This window comes from Pseudomonas sp. MYb541, from assembly GCF_037479595.1.
Lineage (GTDB): Bacteria > Pseudomonadota > Gammaproteobacteria > Pseudomonadales > Pseudomonadaceae > Aquipseudomonas > Aquipseudomonas canadensis.
This window is the reverse complement of record NZ_JBBGYS010000025.1, coordinates 1-19,295: the sequence shown is the minus strand read 5'-3', so window position 1 is coordinate 19,295 and position 19,295 is coordinate 1. Positions and strand designations below refer to the sequence as shown.

Below are 19,295 nucleotides of genomic sequence, written 5' to 3'. Positions count from 1 at the left end.
CGATCAGGCGTGGCGATATTTCTACCTTAAATGACAAAAATAGACCATCAAAAATCGCATATCGATACGATTAGTTCATTTTGTCGTTTTTTAGTAGCTATTATCGATTTTTATCAATCGAAATGGCACAGAGCTTGCGATTTCATCAATAACCGCTCGCGGTACTGACGATCCGTTTTCCTTCTGGAGTAACCCGATGAACAGTCTTTCGCCCTTGTTTCGCCGCCTTGCCTTCGGTTTGTGCGCCGCCTTTTGTGTCAGCGCCGCGCACGCAGACAGTGCGTCCTCGTACAAAGTCGGTGCAACGGCCAGTGGCTCGCCGTTTACCTTCCTCGACATCAAGAGCAACAGTATCCAGGGCGTGATGGTCGATGTGGCCGAGGCCGTGGGCAAGGCTGGCGGGTTCACCAGCCAGATCGAGCAGACCAACTTCGCCGCGCTGATTCCGTCGCTCACGTCCGGCAAGCTCGACTTCATTTCCGCCGGCATGCTCAAGACCGAAGAGCGCACCAAGGTCGTCGACTTCAGCGCCCCGGTGTATGCCTACGGTGAAGGCCTGATTATCAATGCCGACGACAACGCCACCTACCCTGACCTCATGCCACTCAAGGATCAGGTGGTCGGCGTGCAAGCCGGCACGGTCTTCTATGACCAACTGAACAAGCTCGGCATCTTCAAGGAAATCCGCACCTACGACTCCATCGGCGAGATGGTCCGCGACCTGTCCCTGGGCCGCATCAAAGCCGCCGTGGGCGACCAGCCGGTGGTGGCCTACCAGATCCGCCAGAAGCTGTTCAAAGGCGTGAAACTCGCCCCGGACTACACACCCACCAACGTCGGCGAAGTGTGCCTGGTGGTGCGCAAGGGCGATGCACAGACCCTGGAGCGCCTGAACACCGCCATCGCCAGTATCAAGGCCGACGGCACCCTGGACAGCATCCTCAAGAAGTGGGGACTTGATACCCAGGTGCGCCCATGAACCCGGCAGAGTTCCTGCAAAACGCCCAGGACTTTTTGCCGATCCTATTGCAAGGCGCCTGGGTGACGATCCAGATTACTGTGCTGTCATTCCTGCTCAGCAGCGCCATCGGCCTGGTGCTGGCGCTGCTCAAGCTGTCGCCGATCCGCGCGCTGTCGTGGACAGCCAGCACCATCATCAACGTGATCCGTGGCCTGCCGATCATTGTGCAGCTGTTCTATATCTACTTTGTGCTGCCGGACATGGGCGTGCACCTCACCGCGTTCTACGCAGGCGTGATCGGCATGGGCATCGCTTACTCGGCGTACCAGGCCGAGAACTTCCGCACCGGCATCATCGCCGTGGAACAGGGCCAGCGCGAGGCCGCCGAAGCCTTGGGCATGCGCTCGGCACTGATGATGCGCCGGGTGATCCTGCCGCAGGCATTCCGCATCGCACTGCCGCCCTACGGCAACACCCTGGTAATGATGCTCAAGGACTCGTCCCTGGTATCGACCATCACCGTGGCCGAGATGACCCGCCAAGGCCAACTCATCGCCTCGTCTACCTTCCAGAACATGACCGTCTACACCCTGGTCGCCCTGCTTTACCTGCTGATGAGCCTGCCGCTGGTGTATGGCCTGCGCCGCATGGAACAGCACCTGGGCCGGAGGAAAAAAGCATGATCGAGATACGCCAACTGCAAAAACATTACGGCAGCCACCGCGTGTTGCACGGCGTCGACCTGGACGTGGCCAAGGGCGAAGTCGTATGCCTGATCGGCCCCTCGGGCTCGGGCAAGTCCACGCTGCTGCGCTGCATCAATGCGCTGGAAGCTTATGACGGCGGGCACATCCATGTGTTCGGCGAAACCGTACAGCGCGGCAGTAAGACCGTGCACGCCCTGCGCAGCCGCATGGGCATGGTGTTCCAGCGCTTCAACCTGTTCCCCCACCGCACCGTGCTGGAAAACGTCATGGAAGGCCCGGTGTACGTCAAAGGCGAACCTGCGCAACAGGCCCGTGAGGAAGCCTTGGTGCTGCTGGAAAAAGTCGGGCTGAGCGCCAAGGCCGACGCTTACCCGGAACAACTCTCCGGTGGCCAGCAGCAACGCGTGGCCATCGCCCGCGCCCTGGCGATGAAACCCGAGGCGATGCTGTTCGACGAACCCACCTCCGCCCTCGACCCGGAACTGGTGGGCGATGTGCTGGCGGTGATGCGCACCCTCGCCGACGAAGGCATGACCATGATCGTGGTCACCCACGAAATGGGTTTTGCGCGGGAAGTGGCCGACCGCGTGTGCTTCCTGCACGGCGGCTACATCGTCGAAAGCGGCGCAGCTGAACAGGTGCTGGGCAATCCGCAGCATCCGAGGACCCAGGACTTCCTACGGCGGGTGCTGCACCCTACTGGCGATACGCGGAGCCTGTCATGAAGTCATTGTGGTCAGCGACCGCGCCTTCGGTGGTGCCGACGCCTGCGTTGAGTGAATCGGTGAAGGTGGATGTGGCGATTGTGGGTGCCGGCTATACAGGCTTGTCGACGGCGCTGCATTTGGCCGAGCGTGGCGTGAGCGTGTGTGTGCTGGAAGCTAACGAACCGGGTTGGGGTGCGTCCGGGCGCAACGGTGGGCAGGTCAACCCGACGCTCAAATATGACCCGGAGCAACTGGTGCAAATGTACGGATCAGCGCGCGCAGAGCCATTGATCGCGACTATTTCGAATTCGGCCGACCTGGTGTTCAAGCTGATCGAAAAGCACGGCATCGATTGCGCGCCGGTACGCAAGGGCTGGATGCAGGTGTCGTACAGCGAAAAAGGCGTCGCCGGGTTGCACGTGCGAGCAGATCAGTGGGCCCGGCGGGGTGTGCCGGTGCAGCGGTTGGATGCAGCAGCGGTGGCTTCGCGGATGGGCAGTGACGCCTTTGCCGGTGGCTGGCTGGACGGCCGGGCCGGGGCGCTTCAGCCGTTGGCGTATGCCCGTGGGTTGGTCGGTGCGGCGTTGGCGGCGGGTGCAAGGATTCATGGGCAGAGTGCGGTGACGGGGTTGCAGCGTCAGGGGTCCGGCTGGCAATTGCAGACCGCCTCCGGGGCGCAGGTGACCGCCGACCAAGTGGTACTCGCGACCAATGGCTACAGCGGCAACCTGTGGCCCGGCATGGCGCAAAGCATCCTCGCTGCGAACAGTTTCATCGTCGCCACCAAGCCTTTGACGGGGCACGTGGCCGAGAGCATTTTGCCGGGCCAGGAAACCGTTTCCACCGCACAAAGGCTGCTGCTGTACTTTCGCAAAGACAGCCATGGGCGCTTGCTGATGGGCGGACGCGGGCTGTTCAACGACCCCACTTCGCCCACAGATTTTGCTCATCTGGAGCGTTCGTTGGCGTTGCTGTTTCCACAGTTGGGGCCATTGGAATTCGAATACCGTTGGGCTGGGCGTATCGCAATCACCCGCGACTTCATGCCCCATGTCCACGAACCGGCGCCGGGGCTCACGCTGGCGCTGGGTTGCAATGGCCGTGGGATTGCGTTGTGTACCAGCCTTGGGCAGCAATTGGCGGGGCGGCTGTGTGACGACAAGGCAGAGTTTGCCTACCCGGTGACGGCGTTGCAGCGCTTGCCGATGCATGGGTTGCAGCGGTTTTATATTGGGGCGGGGGTGGCTTGGTACAGCCTGCTGGACCGGTTGAACATCGGTTGAATCGCCAAATACTCTAAAGAACTGTCAACACTCACAGGTTACCCAACCCACACACTCCGCTAGTCTGAGCCAGTCGAGCTCATTTCTCGACTGGCCCCCCGTTCACCATGCGCGAAAGGAATCGTCCATGAACCCGCAAAAAAACGCCTACAACCTGCCGGTACGCGTGGTCGGGCTGGTGTACAGCCTCGGTTGCTACTTGGTTTTCCTGATCACATTCCTTTACCTGATTGGCTTCGTGGGTAGCATCGCGGTGCCCAAGAACATCAACGATGGGCCACTCATCGACTGGCCACTGGCAGCATTAGTCGATGGCTTGCTGGTTATCCTGTTTGGCCTCCAGCACAGTCTGATGGCGCGTAAAAGCTTCAAGAGCCGGCTGACCGCACTCATTCCGACGGTGGCTGAACGTTCCACCTATGTGTTGCTCAGCAGTCTGGTACTGGGGGTGATGTTCTGGCTGTGGTACCCCATCAACTTCCCGGTATGGCGTGTCGAAACACCTTGGGCCAGTGTCTTGATAACGGGGCTGTTCTGGATGGGATGGGCCATTGTCTTACTGGCGACGCTGTTGATCAGCCATTTCGAACTGTTCGGACTCAAGCAAGCAATTGACCGCTGGCGCGACACAACGCAACACGCGCCCGTGTTCAGGACCCCACTGTTGTACAAGCTCGTTCGTCACCCGCTGTACCTGGGGTTCCTGATTGCCTTCTGGGCTACGAATGACATGACGGTCGGGCATTTACTGTTCTCGACGGGCCTGACGGTCTATCTCTTTATCGGTGCTTACTTTGAAGAGAGGGACCTGGTGGTGTTGTTTGGTGATAGATATCGGCAGTATCAGGGAGAGACCAGCATGATTTTGCCGGTGCCGAAGAGACGGTCCAAGGGGCGGAACACAGACACTTAATTGCCCCTGAGCCCCCTGTGGCGAGGGCGCTGGGCATCTGCCGTCTGCTGGAAGGTGTGCAACTTTTAGTGAACAAGGCATTGGATGACGCTCATCCAACCGCCTGAACGTAGACGACATAAGGCGCCTGAGCTATCTTCGGACGCCTTATCGATCGACCCGGAACAGGAAGTGACCGCTTGAGCACGTCGTCCCTACTGCGAAGCCGCACCTTTGCCCTCTTCGCAGGCATCGCCTTCATTGCCATAGACCAACTCGTCAAACTACTGGCCTTGGTTTCACTGCAGGCCAACAGCTTCAAATTCGGCGCCAGCCCAATCAACCTCGCGCTGGAACTGAGCCTGAACCCAGGCGCCTTCCTCAGCCTGGGCGCTGCACTACCGGCGCAGGTCAAACAGCTGATCTTTATCTTGGGTGTGGCGGTCGTGGTGGCTTGGGCGATGGGGTGGTCGCTCTCCAATTGGAACCAACCGCTGCGTAAAGTCTTGCCGCTGTACGCAATTGCGTTGGGCGGTATCGCCAACCTGATCGACCGCGTCTTTCGTGACGGGCATGTCGTCGATTACATGGTGTTGAATGTAGGGCCGACACATACCGGCGTGTTCAATATTGCTGATATCGCTATTACGGCCGGCGCCTTGTTTTTGATGCTCGATCTGTTCGTAAAACCACGCAAAGCCTGATGACCTGGGGAATTCAGGGCAACTGCCACAAATTCCCCGCTCTCAAAACACCGACCACCCAATCCGCTCACTCAACAACTCCAACGCTTTCATTCCCGCCAGCGAGTTCCCCGCCGCGTTCAACTCTGGCGACCACACGCACACCGTAAACTGCCCCGGCACCACCGCGACGATCCCGCCCCCTACCCCGCTCTTGCCGGGCAATCCGACGCGATAGGCAAAATTGCCCGCCTCGTCATACAGCCCGCTGGTGGCCATGATCGAGTTGACTTGTTTGGTCTGGCGCGCGGTGAGGATCTGCTCGCCGCTGTGAGCGCTCACGCCTTCGTTGGCCAGGAAGCTGAACGCCCGCGCCAGATCCAGGCAGCTCATCTGCAACGCGCAGTAGTTGAAGTAACTATGCAACACCGCATCCACATCGTTGTGGAAGTTACCGAACGACTTCATCAGATACGCCATGGCCGCGTTGCGCGCACCGTGTTGCGCCTCGGATTCCGCGACGATGCTGTTGACCAGGATCTGCGGGTTGCCGGACAGGCGCCGGACGAAATCGCGCATCGACAAGATCGGCACGGCGAAGCGCGATTGGTTGATGTCGCAGATCACCAGCGCGCCGGCATTGATGAACGGGTTACGCGGGCGGCCGCGTTCAAATTCAAGCTGCACCATGGAGTTGAACGGCTGCCCGGAAGGCTCATGCCCCAGGCGTTCCCAGATGGTTTCGCCGCCGTGGTCGATGGCCTGCACCAGGCTGAACACCTTGGAAATGCTCTGCACCGAGAACAGCGTGTCGGCGTCACCGGCGCAGTAGGCCGCGCCATCGTTGCCGTACACGGCGATCCCCAGTTGGTTGGCCGACACATCGGCCAGTGCGGGGATGTAGTCGGCAACTTTGCCGAGGCCGATCAGGGGGCGCACTTCGTCGAGGATCGACGAGAGCATCGCCTGCATGTCTTGTCCTGTCATCTGGGTTTGAATCGCTGGTAAACGGGTCGCGGAGGATACTTCAATGCGCCCGAAAGCCCCACACAATCTCGACCACCCGTTCGGCGATCACCAGGTACACCAGGATCAACAATACCTGTAGCGCCAGGTGATAGCGCAGCTTGGCGAGCCGGCGAATACCGTCGCTGATATTCAGGAGCATGAGCAGCGTCGACAGGATGATCAGGCCCCAGCCAGCCACGCTGGAGGCGAACACCCCGATAAACAAGTCACGCTGCCCTAGCAACGTATTGGTCCCCGCTGCAAACAACAGTGCACACACCAGCAGGTTTTTCACGTTGTCGAAGATCTGCGTGCTCAGATCGTTTTCCAACAACGCCATATAGCGTTTCCATAACGTGCGCATGGCAGGTACCGGATAGGGATCGCTCGACAATCAAAGTAGTCCAAATGCCCGTACACTGCACCGTTGCGCTTATTCCACGAGGACTTTTTGCATGAAATTGATGATCGGCCTGGCCGCCCTGCTGTTGGTATCGGCTTGCACCACGACCGCGCCCACCACGCCACCCGCCCAAGACTCCGCTGCGTCGACGTGCCTGGCCGGCGGCGGCACCATGAAGCAAGTCGGCAAGTTGCAGAGCTGGAAGTGCATCACGCCGTACAAGGATGCAGGCAAGGCGTGTACCGACTCTAGTCAGTGTGATGGCGAGTGCCAGACCAGTGTCACCACCCAAACTGGCAATGGCCCGGTGACAGGCGCGTGCCAGGTAGATAACAGCCACTTCGGCTGCTCGGCGACGGTGGAAAAAGGCAAGCTCGGCCGAGCGATTTGCGTGGATTGAGTCTCGCCACCGATCGAACTGTGGGAGCTGGCTTGCCTGCGATGGCGGACTCTCAGTTAATACAACGCTACCTGATACACCGCCATCGCAGGCAAGCCAGCTCCCACAAGAGGTCTGTAGCGCTGCTTAGAAATGCGCCACGTCCGACACCTGCTCGTCCAGCACATCCCGCGCCAGCGCCCAGGCGCGATCCTTGGACTCCACCACCAGCAGCGGGTAGCCCCAGGCCTTGCCGAACATCACGGCAAACGGCTTGAGTGCCAGGCGTTGTGCGGGGCTGGGCTCGACCTGGATCATGCCTTTGACGTAGGTACGCAACGCCTGCTTGTTTTTCTTCATCCAGATTGACGCTTGCTTGCGCTCCTCATGAGAGTGTTCGTGGTTGTTCTCATCCACGGACTTCTCGTGTAGCAACAGGAAGGGTTGCTGACGGGCCAGCAGGCTTTCGAAGACCAGGAAGGCATCCTCCGGCCCGCCCTCGTTGGGCGCGTCGAAGACGATTTTCACCACTGGGAATGTTGAGCTGTCGAGTCGCATGGCAAATCTCCTTGTTGAGAATTGATCTCACTATATCGACCTCCCCAGTAGACGGCATTGCACAGAATAGCCAGAATGTTTCGCAATTCAGCCAAGCGTGAAGCCGCCATGCAACGCCACCGTCTCGATCAACGTGACCCCTCCAGAGTAAAGGACGCCGACCAGCTCCCGCGTGCCGTGATCGCCGTGAGTGCCACCAGCACGTCCGAGAGCTGGGAGCATGCCCCGCATTCCCATCGCAAGGGCCAGTTGATGTACACCCTGCGCGGGGTGATTCATTGTCAGATCGAGGCCGGCATCTGGATCGTGCCGCCCCAGTGCGCGCTGTGGATTCCCGGCGGCATGTCCCACGCCGCACGCGGCTCCGGCGAAGCGCAAGTGTATTGCCTGTTGATCGACCCGGACGCCGCCGGCGCCCTGCCCCCGCAATGCTGCACGCTGTCGGTGTCCGGCCTGTTGCATGAACTGATCAGCAAGGCCGTAAGCTTCCCGCCGTTGTACGAAGAGGACGGCGCGCAGGGCCGCCTGATCCGCACGCTGCTGGACGAACTGGCCCAGGCGCCCATTGAGGACCTGCACCTGCCAATGCCTCAGGACCCGCGCTTGCGGCGCCTGGCCGACAGCCTGCTGGCCGCCCCCAGCGACAAGGCCACCCTCGGCCAGTGGGCCGTGCGCATCGGCATGAGCGAGCGCAGCATGACCCGCCTGTTGCTGGAAGAATTTGGCCTGAGTTTCGGGCGTTGGCGCCGGCAGTTGCATGTGATCCTGTCACTGCAACGCCTGGCCAGGGGCGACAGTGTGCAGCGGGTCGCCCTGGACCTGGGCTATGAGAACGCCAGCGGCTTCATCACCATGTTCCGCAAGGCGGTGGGCCAGCCGCCAGCACGTTACCTGGCCGATCGCGCCGGAGCGTCAAAGGCCAACGCCGCCGCGACCATTGCCTTGCACGCGCTACAGACGCCAGATCAGCGCTGAACCGGAATGCGAATATCACCGCCGCGACACTGGGTCTTCACACTTTTGGGGCAGCCGGCAAAGCGCAGCTCCTTACTCAAGCACACCCGCACTTCGGACAGCACCTTGCCCTTGCAGATCACCGCCACACTGTGATCGCCCATGGCTGGGTTGCTCTGGCGGAACAGCCGTTCGATGTCCTGTGCCGCAAGGTAATTGGGCACATTGAACGGCTGCAGTTGCTGCGGAATCTGCACCGTGGCCAGCGCTGCGTCGGTTGCTTCCAGGTAACGCGTGGGCCCCAAGCCGCTGCACGTGCCGTGTTTGGCCCACTCATGCTTGAGCAATGCCTGTGTGGGAAACATCAGCGCGCCCTTGGCCATGTCGTCGGCCGACAACCGCGATTGCGGGTCGCACGACGCCGGCCACCCGCCACGGGCGTACTGCGGCCATAACCCGTGCAATACAAAGCCGTAGCCTTTACCTGTGCATTGCTCGTTGTTCGGGTGCGTCAAGCAGAACGTGGGCGACCACGACAGAGACAACACATAAAAATCAAAATCCCCTGCCGGGCGTTGCTCACGTGGCGCAGCCATTGCACTGGTGGCTATGACCAGCCACACCATCATCCAGTACTTCATCCGTCTATTCCTCGAAAAAACAGAACCCTATCGCAGCTATCCAGGATGATGGGGGTTACGTTGTAGCACCTTGTCGAGGATCCGATCGGTCTTCAACGCCTCGATCGCTTGGGAAGGGTGTTCGGCTTCCCCGCGAACATGGGCATTCATGGCCAGCACGTGATGCCACTGGATATGCGCGTGGCAAGGCACCTCCAGCACTTCGTCCACCTCGCCTTCAAGGCGCAGCGGCTGGTCTTCGAATACGGCAAAGGTAATACGCCCCTTGCTGCCGATCAGCTCGACCTTGTCTTCGCGGCGGTCGGCGACAAAGTTCCAGCAGCCCATGCCCAGCGCGCCGGACGCGAACGTCCAGCAGGCAGTCACCGCATCCTCGGCGGCGTAGCGCCCGGCCTGTCGTGCGGTAAACCCCGAGACCTCGACGATATCCCCGGCCAGGTACTGGAACAGGTCAAACCCGTGGCTGGCCAAGTCGGCAAAGTAACCACCACCGGCGATGAGCGGGTCGGTGCGCCAATTGGCGGCACTGGCATCGTCGGCGCCTGGTGGCTTGCACAGGGTCCAGGTCAGGTGGCGCAGTTGGCCGATGCGCCCGTCCTGCAGCCACTGACGCACCTGCTGGAAACGCGGCAGCGAGCGGCGGTAATACGAGACAAACAGATGCAGGCCGGCACGCTCGAAGGTGCGCTGCATCAATGCGCTTTGCTCGGCATTCAACGCCATTGGCTTTTCGACACAGCAATGCTTGCCCGCGGCGGCCACCATCAGGCTGTACTCGAGGTGGCTGTCGGGTGGCGTAGCGATATACACCGCATCCACTTCGGGATCATTGATCAGGGCCTGAGCGTCGGTGTAGAAGCGGGCAATGCCGTGGCGTGTCGCATAATCGCGCACCGCTTCTTCACGACGCCCCATCACGGCCACCAGCGCAGAACCTGGCGCTTTGTAGAAAGCGGGTCCACTCTTCAATTCAGTGACACTGCCACAGCCGATCATGCCCCAGCGTACGGTGCTCATCTGCTCTCCTCATGCGTTTTGATCAATCGGGCAGTATCCACAACCCCACACGTCAGCGCCATAACCACTTAGCATGACAATTGCATTACACTTTTATGACACTCATCCCGCTGCGGGGGCACAGACGATGAAAATACGGGCCACGGTCATTTGCGAACACGAGGGGCATATCCTCTTCGTGCGCAAGGCCAGATCGAAATGGGCGTTGCCGGGCGGCAAGGTCGAACGCAATGAGCGACCGGTTGGCGCGGCTGAGCGCGAGCTGGAAGAAGAAACCGGATTGAATGTGGACGGCTTGTTGTACTTGCAGGAGTTGAAAGCCCGCGACACTGTCCATCACGTGTTCGAAGCGTCGGTGGTGAACATCGCCGATGCAAAACCTTGCAATGAAATAATCGACTGCCAGTGGCACCCCTATGGCGCCATGGATGATCTGGACACCACCGACGCCACCCGACACATCGTTAAATCCTTTCTACGTCGCCTGTAGTTCAGCGCTTTGGCCACTGGCCAACAGACCTCGCTTCACCCCGCCATTCTCTTTCTGCCGTTCGACAAAGGACCTGACGAACGCGGCAGCGACTGCTTGCCACAACAAGCTCCCTTACTACAAAGAGGCTTAAGCACCTGAGTGCAGTAACAACGCCACCAGCGCACTCCACCCGGTCTGATGGGACGCGCCCAACCCGCGCCCGGTGTCCCCATGAAAATACTCATGAAACAACACCAGATATCGACTCTCCGGGTCCGCCTCCAACTGCGCATACCCCGCCATCGACGGCCGCAGGCCATTTTCATCGCGAAGAAACAACCGGGTCAGCCGCTGACTGAGGCTGTCAGCCACTTCCTCCAAGGAGGACAGGTAACCACTGCCCGTCGGATACTCCACCGAGAAGTTGTCCGCGTAGTAGCGGTGAAACTCCCGCAACGATTCGATCAGCATGTAGTTCACCGGCATCCACAACGGCCCGCGCCAGTTGGAGTTGCCGCCATACAGCCGCGAGTCGGATTCGCCGGGCTGGTAACTCGCACTCAGGGTATTGCCGTTCATTTTCAACGCCAGCGGTTGTTCGGCAAACGCCTTGGACAGGGAGCGCACGCCAAAGGCCGACAAAAACTCTTCGTCATCCAACATGCGCCGCAACAGGTCCTTGGTGCGTTCGCCGCGCAGAAGCGCCAGCAAAAGGCGATTGCCCTGCCCCGGCTCGTTCCAGCGCGAGACCAGTTTGGCCAGGTCGGGCCGGTGCTTCATGAAGCCCAGCAAACGCTCGCGCAACCCTTCCAGGCCTTCATGCTCGCGCTGCTCCAGCACCAGCACGGCAAACAGCGGCATCAGCCCGACGATCGAACGCAGGCGCACCGGTTCGTTCTGGCCATCGGGGCGATGCAGTACATCGTAGAAGAACAGGTCCTGCTCGTCCCACAGGCCTTCCGCACTGTCATCGACGCGGTTGATGGCGCCGGCGATATACAGGAAATGCTCGAAGAACTTTACGGCGATGTCGACATACACGCCGTTGCGCTTGGCCAGCTCCAGCGCGATGCGCATCAAGTCCAGCGCATAGGCCGCGACCCACGCCGTACCGTCGGCCTGATCCAGCTGGTAACCCGGTGGCAACGCGGCCGAGCGGTCGAACAAGGCGATATTGTCCAGTCCGAGGAAGCCGCCTTGGAACAGATTGCGCCCTTCGGCGTCCTTACGATTGACCCACCAAGAGAAATTCAGCAGCAGCTTGTGGAATATCCGCTCCAGGAAATCCATATCGCCTACGCCAGTCAGCGCCTTGTCCTGCTGGTAGACCCGCCAACTGGCCCAGGCATGCACCGGCGGGTTGGCGTCGTCGAAGCGCCATTCGTAAGCCGGCAACTGGCCGTTGGGGTGCATGAAGCGGTCTTTCACCAGCAGCAACAGTTGCTGCTTGGCATAGCCCGGATCGATCAGCGCAATGGCCACTGCCTGGAAGCCTTGGTCCCACGAGGCGTACCACGGGTACTCCCAGGTGTCGGGCATGGAAAGGATGTCGAAATTCGACAGGTGCCGCCAATGGGTATTGCGGATATGCAGGCGCTCGGGCGGCGGCGCAGGTTGTGCCGGGTCGCCGTCGAGCCATTGGTTCACGTCGAAATAGTAGAGCTGCTTGGACCACAGCAGCCCGGCCAGGGCCTGACGCTGCACATTACGCGCGTCCTCATTGGCAATGCCGTGTTGCAAGGCGGCGTAGAAGTCATCGGCCTCCTGGCGGCGTTGTTCGAACAGCTTGCGGGCGTTGACAGGCGGTGCGTCGACCGGGGCAAAACGCAAATAGAGGGTTTTGCTTTCCAGGCCTGCCAGATCGAGGATGAAGCGTCCGGCGACTTTGGTGCCGCAGTCACGGCGAACCGCCGATTGCTCACCGCCGACCACGTAATCATTGATCCCATCCTTGAACGGCCCCGGTGCCGCCTGCCCATCCAACCGGGGGACATTGGTTTCGTTCTCGCAGAACAACCATTCCATGCCGTCCTGGCCCCAGGCACTGAGATGGCGATCCGCCAACTCATGATGACGCGCCAGCACCTGCTCCCCGTCCCGCGTCAACTGTGGCTTGGGCGCGTCGAAGGTCCAGCTCCAGTCATTGCGCGCCCACAGCTGGGGCAACACCTGCAAACGCGTTGGCTGGTCCGAACGATTGTGCAGGGTGACGCGCATGAAAATGTCGTCAGGCTGATGCTTGGCATATTCGACGCTGACATCGCAGTAGCGGTTGTCTTCGAACACGCCGGTATCGAGGATCTCGTACTCGGCATCTGCCAGGCCACGCCGGGCGTTTTCGCTGATCAGGTCGGCGTAGGGAAAGGCGGCGTGGGGGTATTTGTAGAGCATGCGCATGTAGGCATGGCTCGGTACGCCGTCGACGAAAAAGTACAATTCCTTGACGTCTTCACCGTGGTTGCCTTCGGCGTTGTTGAGGCCAAACAGGCGCTCCTTGAGGATCGCGTCACGTTCGTTCCACAGGGCCAGGCCCAAGCACCAGCGTTGGGACTTGTCGCTGAAACCGGCTAAACCATCCTCGCCCCAGCGATAGGCGCGGCTGCGTGCGTGTTCATGGGGGAAGTAGGTCCAGGCGTCACCATCGGCGCTGTAGTCTTCGCGCACTGTGCCCCATTGGCGTTCACTTAAATAAGGGCCCCACTCGCGCCAGCGCTCGGCATCCGGCTGCGCCAGGCGTTGGCCTTCGAGGGTTGCAAGTATTCGGTTGTCGGGTGTGGCCGTCATCGGGTCGTCCATCGCCTACCAGGTGAGAGGCAGTGTAGAGCCCAATGACGCCCGGGTGCACATGAAGACTTAGAAGATCGCGTAGGTGTAGTTGAAGATCAGGCGGGTCTGGTCCTGGTCGGCGGTGCCGGTGTTCTTGCCGTGATAGGTGCCGGTACGGAAAGTCGTACCAAAACCTTTCAGAGGACCGGCCTGCACAACGTAGTCCAGTCGGAAGTCGGCTTCGTTTTCTGTCTGGTCAGGGCCACCGGCTACCTTCGACTTGATGTCCCGGCCATCCAGGTAAGCCACGGACGCCTTCAGACCCGGCACGTAGGCCTTGAAGTCATACGAGTACTGACCAAAGTTGACCTGCTCGCCCGCGCGGGAGAACTGGCCGACCACGGCGTCGGTGAACAGGTAGAAGTCACTGCCGCCAGCGCCTTGTGCGTGCGGATCGGCCAGGCTGCCCTGGTTCACCCACACAAAGCCGCCGTCGTCACCCACGCCAATGTGGCCGAGCATCAAGCTGCTGCCGCCCAACTGGTAGGTGAAGGCCGCACTGTAGGTTTTGTTGTCCACTTCGTTGGCGTGCTTGGCGTAGCCGCCGTTGTTGTTGAACTGGTAGCCGCTCTCGCCGTTCTTGCCGTCGCTGCTGCTGTCGAAGTAGCGCAGGTCGGTCTTGAACGACTGGTCATTGCCCAGCGGCAATACGTGGACCAAGCCGAAGTAGTTCTGTTTGTAGAAGTCCTGCAACTGGGCATAGTAGTACTGCAACGTCAGGTTTTTCGCGATGACGTTGTCGGAAGAGCCAAACGGCTTGTAGTCCACCCCACCGAACTTGAAGCTGTCACTGTCGCGAGTCCCACCGGCCACGCTCAAGCCCGTAGAGTTGCTGGAGGCACGGCCTTCAGCGCGGTTCAGTTCACCGCCGGTGAAGGTGACGTTGGGGATGTCGTTGGAGGTCAGGATGCCGCCGTCAAAGGTCTGCGGCGCCACGCGGCTGTCGTTGGACACCAGGATCGGCAACACCGGCGCCAAGCCACCACCCACATGCAACTCGGTCTGGGAAATGCGGAACTTCACGTTGCCCGCCGCGCGACCGAAAGAATCGGCAGGTTCAGTGCCGTTGTTCTTGGTCGGAAAGAAACTGTTGCCGTTGCCCGACAGGCCCGCGCCCGCCGTGTGGCCATCGCCACCGTCCAGACGCAGCGCGCCGAAGGCCATGACGTCAAACCCCAGGCCGACGGTGCCTTGGGTGAAGCCGGATTTGTAGTCAAAACGCAGCGCGGTTGCGGTTTCGCGCAGGTCGTTGTTGGTCCCCGAGCGGTTATCCGCGCTGTAGTACATGGTCCGCGAGCTGATGGCCGCGTGACTGTCTTCAAGGAAACCGCTGTGACCGTTGCCCGTGCCCAGCGAACCGAGCCCGAAATCATCAGCGAATGCCTGTTGTGCAAGAACGGCGGCGGTGATCGACAACGCCAGTGTAGAAATTTTCATTAACGACAGCCCCTAAACATTTTTTTATGTGTCTGGTGTGCATAACGGCGTTTTCATCCTTGCAAACGTGACGATTCTTTCATGCCGACCGGGGCGGACTCCGTGAAGAATTAGTTAGGAAAACCGCCATTAAATGAAATTTCTCAGGGGCTGGTTTTTGTCATATTCACGTCATCTCATTCATTTGCAGAATGAAGTCCTGAGGATTCTTCGTTTGCAAGCGCGCCTTGCGCTCAACAAAATCCAGGCACAGGCCACCTCTATCGTCATAGCCATCAGGAATTTTTCTATGCCTAGCACCGCACATGTCAGCCCAGACGAGATCCGCAAGGGCTTTTCCAAGGCCATGTCCGACATGTACCGAGATGAAGTTCCCCTGTATGGCGCGCTGATGGAGCTGGTGGCCGAGATCAATACCCACGTGCTCGACACCCAGCCGCACCTGGCGCAGCAGCTGCAACGCACTGGCGAAATCCAGCGCCTGGACATGGAACGCCACGGCGCGATCCGCTTGGGCACGGCTGAGGAACTGGCGACCATCAGCCGCCTGTTCGCAGTGATGGGCATGCAACCGGTGGGCTACTACGACCTGACACCGGCTGGCGTGCCTGTGCACTCCACCGCGTTTCGCGCCGTGCATGAACAAGCGCTGCAAACCAGCCCGTTTCGTGTGTTCACCTCGTTGTTGCGCCTGGAACTGATCGAAAACCCCGACCTGCGCGCCTTTGCCGAAACCGCCCTGGCCAAGCGCTCGATCTTCACCCCTGGCGCCCTGGCGCTGATCGAACAGGCGGAAAAGGAGGGAGGCCTCGACGCTGAGAACGCCGATGAATTTGTCCGCCAGGCCTTGGAAACCTTCCGCTGGCACCACACCGCCACCGTCACCGGCGCGCAGTACCAGCAACTGAGCGACCAGCACCGCCTGATCGCCGACGTGGTCGCCTTCAAAGGCCCGCACATCAACCACCTGACCCCGCGCACCCTGGACATCGACCACGTCCAGGCCGCCATGCCCGGCAAGGGCATCACCCCCAAGGCCGTGATCGAAGGCCCACCCCGCCGCCACTGCCCAATCCTGCTGCGCCAAACCAGCTTCAAGGCCCTGGATGAACCCATCGCCTTCACCGACGCCCAAGGCAGCCACAGCGCACGCTTTGGTGAAATCGAACAACGCGGCGTAGCGCTCACGCCCAAAGGCCGTGCGCTGTACGACCAGTTACTGAACGCCGCGCGCGACGAACTGGGCGCTTTCCCCAATGAGGGCAACGCCACGCGTTATGTCGAATTGATGGAACGGCACTTCCAGGCCTTCCCGGATGATCACGCGCAGATGCGTGAACAGGGCCTGGCCTACTACCGCTACTTCACAACCGAGCAGGGCCTGGCGGCGCGCGGTTCGGCTGATCAACCGCGAACCCTGGACGCATTGATCGCAGCGGGCCACATCGATGTGGAGCCTCTGGTGTATGAAGATTTTCTGCCGGTGAGTGCGGCGGGGATTTTCCAGTCAAACCTGGGGGATGCGGCGCAGAGTCACTACGCAGCCAACTCGAACCAGGCCGAATTTGAAAAGGCGCTGGGCCGTCGGACGATTGATGAATTGAAACTGTATGGCGAGACGCAGCAGCGCTCGATTGATGCGTGCACACAGGCACTGCTGGCCTGAAATGAAGTGCCCACCCGGCTCACCAGCGCAATCCTTGCGCCGCAACAGTCCCCAGAGCCGGGTGGGCGGAGGGCATCATAGGCAGTGAAAGCCGCCCTGTCCTTCAGACAATTCTGAACAAATGTGTCCGCGCCTGTAGGAACGCGGACGGTGGCTTACCTCAACTTCGCCACAATCTCATCTTTGATCAACAGTCGTTTCTTCTTCAGCTTCTCCACATCCTCATCGCTGGCGCTTGCCGATTCTGCCTTCAGCACCTCCTTGTCAGCGTCATCGTATTGAGTGAGCAGCGAGTCCAGACGTTTGTTGCTCGCCCTGCGTTCGTGAACGACTTCCTTGCTCAACCCCAAGTCCTGATACAGGTCGTGTTTCACTGGCATGGCGTACCTCCGCAAGTTGATCAATGGCTTACGCCCTAGAAGCTAGACCATTGCGAGGGGTCTTGTCATGTCCGGGGTCAATACAGCCCCGTTCGTCGCGGCGCAGGTGTTTGCATCAAACCTTTGCGGCGCCCTGCCCTCCACTCTAGATAGCCATTCGAGGGAGACCGGTTTCATGACTCATGCCGCCACCGCTGTCGACACCCAATGCATCAACACAATCCGTACCCTGGCCATGGACGCCGTGCAGAAGGCCAATTCTGGCCATCCGGGCACGCCCATGGGCCTGGCGCCGGTGGGTTACACGCTGTGGAGTCGCTTCCTGCGTTATCACCCGGAGCATCCCGACTGGCCCAACCGTGACCGCTTTGTGTTGTCGGTGGGGCATGCGTCGATGTTGCTGTACTCGCTGTTGCACCTGGCGGGTGTGGTGGAAATCGACGCCCATGGCAAGCGCACTGGCCAGCCGGCGATCAGCCTGGACGACATCAAGCAGTTCCGACAGGCCGATTCAAAAACCCCGGGCCATCCCGAGTACCGCATGACCACTGGCGTGGAAACCACCACCGGGCCACTCGGCCAGGGCTGCGCCAACAGCGTCGGCATGGCGATGGCCGAGCGCTGGTTGGCCGAGCGTTTCAACCGTGATGGCAAGGTGTTGTTCGACTACAACGTCTACACCCTGTGCGGTGACGGCGACATGATGGAAGGCATCAGCAGCGAAGCCGCGTCGATGGCCGGGCATTTGAAGCTTGCGAACCTGTGCTGGATCTACGACAACAACACCATCAGTATCGAAGGGCACACCGAGTTGGCGTTCAGCGAAGACGTGATCAAGCGCTTCCAGGCCTATGGCTGGCACACGTTGCACGTGACTGACGCCAATGACTTGCAGGCGCTGAGCACAGCGTTGGAGACATTCAAGGCGAACACAGGAGCGCCGACCCTAATCGTGGTCGACAGCGTGATCGGCTACGGCTCGCCCCACAAGCACAACACCGCCGCCGCCCACGGCGAGCCATTGGGTGATGATGAGATTCGTCTGACCAAGGCCGCTTATGGCTGGCCGCAGGACTCAAGTTTTCTGGTGCCGGACGACGCGCGCACCCTCTTGCGTGATGCCCTGTTGGAACGCAGCCATGCGTTATACGAAACCTGGAGTCAGCACCTGTCGCAGCTAAAGCAGTACGAGCCGGAACTGGCTGACGAGTTGCGCCGCATGCGCGCAGGGGAAATGCCCGAGCATTGGCAAGACAATCTGCCGCACTTCGACAGCGATACCAAGGGCGTGGCCAGCCGCGCAGCCGGTGGCGAAGTACTGAATGCGTTTGCCCAACAAATCCCCTGGTTGCTCGGCGGCTCGGCAGACCTGTCACCGTCGACCAAGACCAACCTCACCTTCGACGGCGCCGGGCGTTTCAGTGCCGACGACTACAGCGGGCGCAACCTGCACTTCGGCATCCGTGAACACGCCATGGGCGCGATTGCCAATGGCATGGCGTTGTCCTACCTGCGGCCGTACACCTCGACCTTCCTGGTGTTCAGCGACTATATGAAACCACCGATCCGCCTGGCGGCGATCATGGAGTTGCCGGTGGTGTTTGTGTTCACCCATGACTCGATTGGCGTCGGTGAAGACGGGCCGACGCACCAGCCGATCGAACACCTCACGCAACTGCGCGCCACACCGGGGTTGCTGACGCTGCGGCCCGGCGATGCCAACGAAACCCTGGAACTGTGGAAGGTCGCCTTGGCGCAAACCCATCGGCCAAGCTGTGTGGTGTTGTCGCGCCAGCCGTTGCCGACGTTGGATCGTACGAAATATGCGGCGGCGTCCGGGGCAGCCAAAGGGGCCTATGTACTGGCGAGTGCCGAAGAGCCCAAAGTGATTCTGCTGGCGACCGGCAGCGAGGTCAGCCTGGCCGTGGCGGCGTATGAACAGTTGAAAGGCGAAGGGATCGCTGCGCGCGTCGTTTCGATGCCCAGCTGGGAATTGTTTGAAGACCAGGACCAGGCCTATCGCGACAGCGTGTTGCCGCCAGCGCTGAAAGCGCGAGTCGTGGTGGAACAGGCTGGGCCATTGGGTTGGGACCGGTATGTGGGGCAGACCGGCGCCAAAGTGGTGATGAACAGCTTCGGTGCGTCGGCGCCGCTGGCGAAGTTGCAGGAGAAGTTTGGGTTTACGGTGGAGAATGTGGTGGAGCAGGCTTTATCGCAGGTTCAACTGATTCAGGGTTGAGCTAAAAGTAGGATTGCGCTCGAATGCGGGGGCAGTTTTTTTGGGTGGGGTACATATCCGTTATTTGGGTAACGGCCGCTTA

The 19,295-nt window shown here is 60.4% G+C and carries 19 protein-coding genes and 1 pseudogene; 12 read left to right on the top strand and 8 right to left on the bottom strand.

Going from position 1 to position 19,295, the window contains the following annotated elements:
• The first annotated feature begins 196 nt into the window (after positions 1 to 196).
• The 7 genes and pseudogenes from WH299_RS16655 to WH299_RS16630 all read left to right on the top strand — a co-directional run bounded on the left by WH299_RS16655 (position 197) and on the right by WH299_RS16630 (position 5,254).
• Entirely contained in the window at positions 197 to 979 is a 783-nt protein-coding gene (locus WH299_RS16655; RefSeq protein ID WP_122728346.1) for an ABC transporter substrate-binding protein, read from the top strand.
• Entirely contained in the window at positions 976 to 1,644 is a 669-nt protein-coding gene (locus tag WH299_RS16650; RefSeq protein ID WP_034106261.1) for an amino acid ABC transporter permease, read from the top strand. The genes WH299_RS16655 and WH299_RS16650 overlap by 4 nt, the downstream gene beginning before the upstream one ends.
• Positions 1,641 to 2,393: an amino acid ABC transporter ATP-binding protein gene (locus WH299_RS16645; protein ID WP_028616552.1), complete on the top strand. Its 753-nt coding sequence runs from the start codon at positions 1,641 to 1,643 to the stop codon at positions 2,391 to 2,393. The genes WH299_RS16650 and WH299_RS16645 overlap by 4 nt, the downstream gene beginning before the upstream one ends.
• Entirely contained in the window at positions 2,390 to 3,658 is a 1,269-nt protein-coding gene (locus WH299_RS16640; protein WP_339550810.1) for an NAD(P)/FAD-dependent oxidoreductase, read from the top strand. The genes WH299_RS16645 and WH299_RS16640 overlap by 4 nt, the downstream gene beginning before the upstream one ends.
• Before the next feature lie 127 nt (positions 3,659 to 3,785).
• The gene (mddA, locus tag WH299_RS16635) at positions 3,786 to 4,571 is read left to right on the top strand and encodes a methanethiol S-methyltransferase (RefSeq protein ID WP_339550808.1); all 786 of its coding nucleotides are present in this window, start codon (positions 3,786 to 3,788) and stop codon (positions 4,569 to 4,571) included.
• Positions 4,572 to 4,597: 26 nt separating this feature from the next.
• Positions 4,598 to 4,678, top strand: a pseudogene (locus WH299_RS29690) (DUF6124 family protein); the annotation flags it as partial.
• A gap of 72 nt (positions 4,679 to 4,750) precedes the next feature.
• Entirely contained in the window at positions 4,751 to 5,254 is a 504-nt protein-coding gene (locus WH299_RS16630) for a signal peptidase II (RefSeq protein ID WP_123476819.1), read from the top strand.
• A gap of 42 nt (positions 5,255 to 5,296) precedes the next feature.
• Here the strand turns inward: WH299_RS16630 and glsB are convergent, their stop codons facing one another.
• Positions 5,297 to 6,205, bottom strand: coding sequence for a glutaminase B (gene glsB, locus WH299_RS16625; RefSeq protein WP_123476817.1), 909 nt, complete (start codon positions 6,203 to 6,205; stop codon positions 5,297 to 5,299).
• Between the two features lie 55 nt (positions 6,206 to 6,260).
• Positions 6,261 to 6,605: a hypothetical protein gene (locus WH299_RS16620; RefSeq protein WP_025856147.1), complete on the bottom strand. Its 345-nt coding sequence runs from the start codon at positions 6,603 to 6,605 to the stop codon at positions 6,261 to 6,263.
• Positions 6,606 to 6,696: 91 nt separating this feature from the next.
• Between WH299_RS16620 and WH299_RS16615 the strand changes: the two genes are divergently transcribed.
• Complete coding sequence (locus WH299_RS16615) at positions 6,697 to 7,044, top strand: hypothetical protein (protein ID WP_028616559.1); 348 nt, start codon at positions 6,697 to 6,699, stop codon at positions 7,042 to 7,044.
• A gap of 126 nt (positions 7,045 to 7,170) precedes the next feature.
• Here WH299_RS16615 and WH299_RS16610 read toward each other — a convergent pair whose 3' ends face one another.
• Entirely contained in the window at positions 7,171 to 7,581 is a 411-nt protein-coding gene (locus WH299_RS16610) for a hypothetical protein (RefSeq protein ID WP_028616560.1), read from the bottom strand.
• A 108-nt stretch (positions 7,582 to 7,689) separates the two neighbouring features.
• Between WH299_RS16610 and WH299_RS16605 the strand changes: the two genes are divergently transcribed.
• Positions 7,690 to 8,556 (top strand): AraC family transcriptional regulator, encoded by an 867-nt coding sequence (locus tag WH299_RS16605; protein WP_123476910.1) that lies wholly within the window; start codon positions 7,690 to 7,692, stop codon positions 8,554 to 8,556.
• Here WH299_RS16605 and WH299_RS16600 read toward each other — a convergent pair.
• Positions 8,547 to 9,176, bottom strand: coding sequence for a ribonuclease T2 family protein (locus tag WH299_RS16600; RefSeq protein ID WP_122728362.1), 630 nt, complete (start codon positions 9,174 to 9,176; stop codon positions 8,547 to 8,549). The genes WH299_RS16605 and WH299_RS16600 overlap by 10 nt on opposite strands.
• A gap of 36 nt (positions 9,177 to 9,212) precedes the next feature.
• Positions 9,213 to 10,193, bottom strand: coding sequence for a Gfo/Idh/MocA family protein (locus WH299_RS16595; RefSeq protein WP_339550807.1), 981 nt, complete (start codon positions 10,191 to 10,193; stop codon positions 9,213 to 9,215).
• A 127-nt stretch (positions 10,194 to 10,320) separates the two neighbouring features.
• Here WH299_RS16595 and WH299_RS16590 point away from each other — a divergent pair, with 127 nt between their 5' ends.
• The gene (locus tag WH299_RS16590; RefSeq protein WP_095016581.1) at positions 10,321 to 10,683 is read left to right on the top strand and encodes an NUDIX hydrolase; all 363 of its coding nucleotides are present in this window, start codon (positions 10,321 to 10,323) and stop codon (positions 10,681 to 10,683) included.
• Between the two features lie 129 nt (positions 10,684 to 10,812).
• On the opposite strand, the gene WH299_RS16585 is transcribed toward WH299_RS16590, so the two are convergent.
• Positions 10,813 to 13,449, bottom strand: coding sequence for an MGH1-like glycoside hydrolase domain-containing protein (locus WH299_RS16585; protein WP_339550806.1), 2,637 nt, complete (start codon positions 13,447 to 13,449; stop codon positions 10,813 to 10,815).
• Positions 13,450 to 13,518: 69 nt separating this feature from the next.
• Positions 13,519 to 14,928: an OprD family outer membrane porin gene (locus WH299_RS16580; protein ID WP_339550805.1), complete on the bottom strand. Its 1,410-nt coding sequence runs from the start codon at positions 14,926 to 14,928 to the stop codon at positions 13,519 to 13,521.
• Positions 14,929 to 15,217: 289 nt separating this feature from the next.
• On the opposite strand from WH299_RS16580, the gene hglS reads away from it, so the two are divergent.
• Positions 15,218 to 16,594: a 2-oxoadipate dioxygenase/decarboxylase HglS gene (gene hglS, locus WH299_RS16575; protein WP_339550804.1), complete on the top strand. Its 1,377-nt coding sequence runs from the start codon at positions 15,218 to 15,220 to the stop codon at positions 16,592 to 16,594.
• A gap of 155 nt (positions 16,595 to 16,749) precedes the next feature.
• Here the strand turns inward: hglS and WH299_RS16570 are convergent, their stop codons facing one another.
• Positions 16,750 to 16,974 carry a DUF465 domain-containing protein gene (locus WH299_RS16570; protein WP_122728371.1) on the bottom strand — a complete coding sequence of 75 codons (225 nt, stop codon included), beginning with the start codon at positions 16,972 to 16,974 and terminating at the stop codon, positions 16,750 to 16,752.
• Between the two features lie 175 nt (positions 16,975 to 17,149).
• On the opposite strand from WH299_RS16570, the gene tkt reads away from it, so the two are divergent.
• Positions 17,150 to 19,213, top strand: coding sequence for a transketolase (gene tkt / locus WH299_RS16565; RefSeq protein WP_323625089.1), 2,064 nt, complete (start codon positions 17,150 to 17,152; stop codon positions 19,211 to 19,213).
• The last annotated feature ends 82 nt before the right edge of the window (positions 19,214 to 19,295 follow it).

Excerpts from the sequence above, each read along its gene's own strand:
- WH299_RS16645 (WP_028616552.1), top strand. The coding sequence starts at position 1,641 with ATGATCGAGATACGCCAACTGCAAAAACATTACGGCAGCCACCGCGTG.
- WH299_RS16610 (WP_028616560.1), bottom strand. The coding sequence starts at position 7,581 with ATGCGACTCGACAGCTCAACATTCCCAGTGGTGAAAATCGTCTTCGAC.
- WH299_RS16615 (WP_028616559.1), top strand. The coding sequence starts at position 6,697 with ATGAAATTGATGATCGGCCTGGCCGCCCTGCTGTTGGTATCGGCTTGC.
- hglS (WP_339550804.1), top strand. The coding sequence starts at position 15,218 with ATGCCTAGCACCGCACATGTCAGCCCAGACGAGATCCGCAAGGGCTTT.
- WH299_RS16655 (WP_122728346.1), top strand. The coding sequence starts at position 197 with ATGAACAGTCTTTCGCCCTTGTTTCGCCGCCTTGCCTTCGGTTTGTGC.
- WH299_RS16605 (WP_123476910.1), top strand. The coding sequence starts at position 7,690 with ATGCAACGCCACCGTCTCGATCAACGTGACCCCTCCAGAGTAAAGGAC.
- WH299_RS16570 (WP_122728371.1), bottom strand. The coding sequence starts at position 16,974 with ATGCCAGTGAAACACGACCTGTATCAGGACTTGGGGTTGAGCAAGGAA.
- WH299_RS16640 (WP_339550810.1), top strand. The coding sequence starts at position 2,390 with ATGAAGTCATTGTGGTCAGCGACCGCGCCTTCGGTGGTGCCGACGCCT.
- glsB (WP_123476817.1), bottom strand. The coding sequence starts at position 6,205 with ATGCAGGCGATGCTCTCGTCGATCCTCGACGAAGTGCGCCCCCTGATC.
- tkt (WP_323625089.1), top strand. The coding sequence starts at position 17,150 with ATGACTCATGCCGCCACCGCTGTCGACACCCAATGCATCAACACAATC.
- mddA (WP_339550808.1), top strand. The coding sequence starts at position 3,786 with ATGAACCCGCAAAAAAACGCCTACAACCTGCCGGTACGCGTGGTCGGG.
- WH299_RS16650 (WP_034106261.1), top strand. The coding sequence starts at position 976 with ATGAACCCGGCAGAGTTCCTGCAAAACGCCCAGGACTTTTTGCCGATC.
- WH299_RS16590 (WP_095016581.1), top strand. The coding sequence starts at position 10,321 with ATGAAAATACGGGCCACGGTCATTTGCGAACACGAGGGGCATATCCTC.
- WH299_RS16620 (WP_025856147.1), bottom strand. The coding sequence starts at position 6,605 with ATGCGCACGTTATGGAAACGCTATATGGCGTTGTTGGAAAACGATCTG.
- WH299_RS16580 (WP_339550805.1), bottom strand. The coding sequence starts at position 14,928 with ATGAAAATTTCTACACTGGCGTTGTCGATCACCGCCGCCGTTCTTGCA.
- WH299_RS16585 (WP_339550806.1), bottom strand. The coding sequence starts at position 13,449 with ATGACGGCCACACCCGACAACCGAATACTTGCAACCCTCGAAGGCCAA.
- WH299_RS16595 (WP_339550807.1), bottom strand. The coding sequence starts at position 10,193 with ATGAGCACCGTACGCTGGGGCATGATCGGCTGTGGCAGTGTCACTGAA.
- WH299_RS16600 (WP_122728362.1), bottom strand. The coding sequence starts at position 9,176 with ATGAAGTACTGGATGATGGTGTGGCTGGTCATAGCCACCAGTGCAATG.